Below are 3,645 nucleotides of genomic sequence, written 5' to 3' on the forward strand. Positions count from 1 at the left end.
CTGACAACAAACGTAATGCTATATATGTGCCAGAAAGATATAATAAAGATTAAATGTGATTTTCATCACAAAATAAATGTATGTCATGTTGGTTAGTGGCTATTTTTGTGATCATTGTGCATGAAAAGGTATTGAACTCAGGTAAACTGCGTAACTTTCACTCAATAGATATTCTATTTAACGTTTTTTACGCAGGTAACACTGATGAACATTATTCTGATGATTGCCATTACCACCGGCATTCTCTCGGGTGTCTGGGGCTGGGTAGCGGTCAGTTTAGGGCTAATCAGTTGGGCTGGTTTCCTTGGCTGTACCGCCTATTTCGCTTGCCCACAAGGTGGTTTAAAAGGATTACTGATTACGCTGTTAACCTGCCTGAGCGGGGTGTTCTGGGCGATGATGATTATCCAGGGCAGTGCCTTGCAACCGGAATGGACCATCCTTGGGTATGTTTTAACAGGGCTTGTGGCGTTTTTGATGTGCATCCAGGCCTGCCAGCAGTGGTTATCATTTGTTCCAGGTACTTTTATCGGCGCTTGCGCTACTTTTGCCGGTAATGGTAATTGGAAGCTGGTGGTTGCTTCATTGTTAGTCGGGGTGGTGTTTGGCTACGCCATGAAGAACAGCGGGTTGTGGTTGGCGGCGCGGCGGGGTCAAGGGAGGCGTTCCTTGGGAGCGCCGGTTGATATTGATTAGATGATCCGATTCGGTTGACATGTTACGGGTTCGGGTTTCGGGGTATATTCGTTCAGATTATCGGTTCGGTTGATAGATACCGGATCAGGTTTCGGTTGATAGTCGTTCAGTTATCACCTTACCTCTGTCGCCTCAACCGAGCAGGAGGGCAAGCCGGCCCTCCTGCACCTGCGGCTTGCGCGAAATATTACTGCTATTCGCAGTGCCCTCCGGCAGTCGTTGGCCTTATCGAGCCAGCGCGATTCGCTCCTGCTCAAGCGCGCTTTTCGCCGCCGTCCATGGCGGCTCACTCTGGCCATCGTCTTTGTCGGTAATATTCCTAATTGCGCTCAAGGTCAAAATCAAAACCTTGCTTTTAGGTTTTGACGTTTAAAGCACATTTGAGCTGCCGAGTGAAGAGTGTAGCAAGGGAAATCCGCCATGGACGGCGGATTTAGGCGTCACGCGGAGGGACCCGCGTAAAGCCGTCCCGCCAGCGAAATGATGAGTGAGGGGACCCGCGAAGTGGGCAAGCGATACGTGCGCTAGCGCAGGGGTTTCAAGGGGGTTACGCGCTTGTAACCCCTTTGGCGGTTGAGACAATGGAGGTAAAGTGAGCCGTGAAGTTATGACAACCGAATTTTTTCACCAGCCAATATCAACCGAAACCTGATCCGGTATCTATCAACCGAAATAATACCGAATCACAAAAGATGATTCGCCACTTTAACCACGATCTTACGAATCGGCGCGACGTCACCTAATGTTCCCATCGGGCGATGTAACTCGCCGGGGAACAGCAGGGCAATATCACCCGGCGCCAGTGTTAACAAGGTTTCGGTAGTAATACCTTCAAACAATCCATAATCCCGCTCGCTATCAAAATCCATCGTCGGGCGCTGGCCCTGTGTGGATGGCGACGTACCAATCACTTCACTACCTTCCAGCAAAATATGAATATCAATATAGTAACGGTGTAATTCAGGGGCTTGTTCATATAGTGGCTTGGTCGCGGCGATAATATGATTTAAGTAAATCTCACGCCCTTCGATTTCTTGCTCGCCTGCTGGCAGGTTAACCAAATCCATTTTGCTGATAGCCGCTAGGGTGCGGCGGATAACATCTGGATAGATTGGATTATTCGCCGCGCTTTTCAGTTCATCAAGTATCATAACTCTTCCTATATGCTTATGTGGCCCGCGCGTTTAGGCGCAATGACTCACGCTATTTTCATGCTCCAGCGCGGCAATACAGTGCTTAACCACACCGGCGACGTCGGGCGAAATATCTATCTGGATAACATCCGGTTCACTGATACCCGGTACTTCCAGGGTTGCGAATTGGCTTTGCAACAGGCTTTCAGGCATAAAATGCCCAGCGCGCTGCTGCATTCTGTGTAGCACCAAATCGTAATCACCGCTTAGCCACAGAAAACGTATCCCTTGATTGCCGGCACGCAAACGATCGCGATACTGCTTTTTCAGCGCCGAACAGACTAAAAAACCGACTTCATTTTTCTGTTGCAGGCTATAGGCCACATCACTTAACCGTTCTAACCAAGGGGCACGATCAATATCATTTAGCGGCTGGCCTGAGGCCATTTTTTGGATGTTGGCGCGCGGGTGTAGGTCATCACCATCAATAAACTTGGCGTTAAGTGCCTGTGCCAGCGCTTGTCCAACACAGGATTTACCCGTGCCGGATACGCCCATAACAATAATGCATTTACCAGACATAATGTTCCTCTGTTCCCAGTTAATTGAAGCATTAACCAACGTTATTGATGGGACGAATAACGAAGGTCGCTAATCCCCCAATCACTTCAAGCGAAGGTTAAACTGCAACTAACATCCCGCCATCAACAAACAACAGATGACCATTCACGAAATCAGAGGCTTTGGAGGAGAGATAAACCGCAGCACCAATCAACTCTTCCGGGTCGCCCCAACGGGCGGCCGGTGTCCGTTTGCATAACCAATCAGTAAAGGCTTTATCGTCTACCAGCGCTTTTGTCATTTCAGTTTTGAAATAGCCTGGTGCGATACCATTGACCTGAATATTATAGCGAGCCAGCTCAACACACATACCGCGAGTTAGCATTTTTACCGCACCTTTAGAGGCGGCATAGGGGGTAATAGTGTCGCGGCCTAATTCACTTTGCATCGAGCAGATATTGATAATTTTGCCACGTTGACGTTTAACCATATAGCGGGATACGGCCTGTGAAACCAAGAATACGGACTTCTGGTTGACCGCAATCACGTCATCCCAATCTTTTTCTGGGAATTCAGTAAAGGCATGGCGGCGCTGAATGCCGGCATTATTAATTAAAATATCGATAGCACCGATGCTACTTTCTATTTGTTCAATGGCTTCATTAACCGCATCGTGATTAGTTACATTAAAGGCGGCAGCATGAGCAATAAAACCGCTAGCACGTAATTCCGCCACGGCTTTTTCCGCTCGTTCTGCGGTAATATCATTAATAACTATCTCTGCACCAAATTCGGCCAGGCCTTTCGCTAATAAAAAACCAATGCCTTGAGCAGATCCCGTAATTAATACTTTGCGGTTTTCTAACGAAAATAAATTCTTCATAGTCATTCCTGATGGCGTTAATTTGGTCGTTATTTAAAATATACTCTAAATAATTCGAGTTGCAGGAAGGCGGCAAGAGAGAGAACCCCGATGAGCTTACGTCGTAAGTGATTCGGGTGATTGAACGTAGCCAACGCACATGCAGCTTGAAGTATGACGAGTATAAATATTATTGAATAATGACGGTGTGAAAACATGTGCATATCAAACCGTTTTCCGCCTGGGTAAACTGTGATGCAGATCACTTTAAATCATGTTACAACAAGCTGTTACCACATACGTGAGCGATATCCCCTTGATGAAGGGGAAATACTGCGGTTAGCCGGTTTTTTTGCTGTTTTATTGCAGAGTTGCAGATTAACTTATTGATAA

4 protein-coding genes are annotated in these 3,645 nt (G+C 47.2%); 1 reads left to right on the plus strand and 3 read right to left on the minus strand.

From position 1 onward, the window contains the following. Window positions 1-204 precede the first annotated feature (204 nt). Window positions 205-696, plus strand: a complete 492-nt coding sequence (locus V1952_RS20590; protein ID WP_083158265.1) for a DUF1097 domain-containing protein — start codon at window positions 205-207, stop codon at window positions 694-696. A gap of 683 nt (window positions 697-1,379) precedes the next feature. Here V1952_RS20590 and V1952_RS20595 read toward each other — a convergent pair. From V1952_RS20595 to idnO, 3 genes are all read right to left on the minus strand, one after another. Then, complete coding sequence (locus tag V1952_RS20595) at window positions 1,380-1,847, minus strand: YhcH/YjgK/YiaL family protein (RefSeq protein WP_372559466.1); 468 nt, start codon at window positions 1,845-1,847, stop codon at window positions 1,380-1,382. A 33-nt stretch (window positions 1,848-1,880) separates the two neighbouring features. Continuing rightward, window positions 1,881-2,411: a gluconokinase gene (locus tag V1952_RS20600; RefSeq protein ID WP_372559465.1), complete on the minus strand. Its 531-nt coding sequence runs from the start codon at window positions 2,409-2,411 to the stop codon at window positions 1,881-1,883. Between the two features lie 97 nt (window positions 2,412-2,508). Continuing rightward, on the minus strand, window positions 2,509-3,273 hold the full coding sequence (gene idnO / locus V1952_RS20605) for a gluconate 5-dehydrogenase (RefSeq protein WP_372559464.1): 765 nt from the start codon (window positions 3,271-3,273) through the stop codon (window positions 2,509-2,511). Between the last annotated feature and the right edge of the window lie 372 nt (window positions 3,274-3,645).

The organism is Yersinia sp. 2542 StPb PI (genome assembly GCF_048593855.1).
GTDB classification, from domain to species: Bacteria; Pseudomonadota; Gammaproteobacteria; order Enterobacterales; family Enterobacteriaceae; genus Yersinia; species Yersinia enterocolitica_E.

What these genes read in the sequence shown, in the direction of transcription:
- V1952_RS20590 (WP_083158265.1), top strand. Translation starts at nt 205, where the DNA reads ATGAACATTATTCTGATGATTGCCATTACCACCGGCATTCTCTCGGGT.
- V1952_RS20595 (WP_372559466.1), bottom strand. Translation starts at nt 1,847, where the DNA reads ATGATACTTGATGAACTGAAAAGCGCGGCGAATAATCCAATCTATCCA.
- V1952_RS20600 (WP_372559465.1), bottom strand. Translation starts at nt 2,411, where the DNA reads ATGTCTGGTAAATGCATTATTGTTATGGGCGTATCCGGCACGGGTAAA.
- idnO (WP_372559464.1), bottom strand. Translation starts at nt 3,273, where the DNA reads ATGAAGAATTTATTTTCGTTAGAAAACCGCAAAGTATTAATTACGGGA.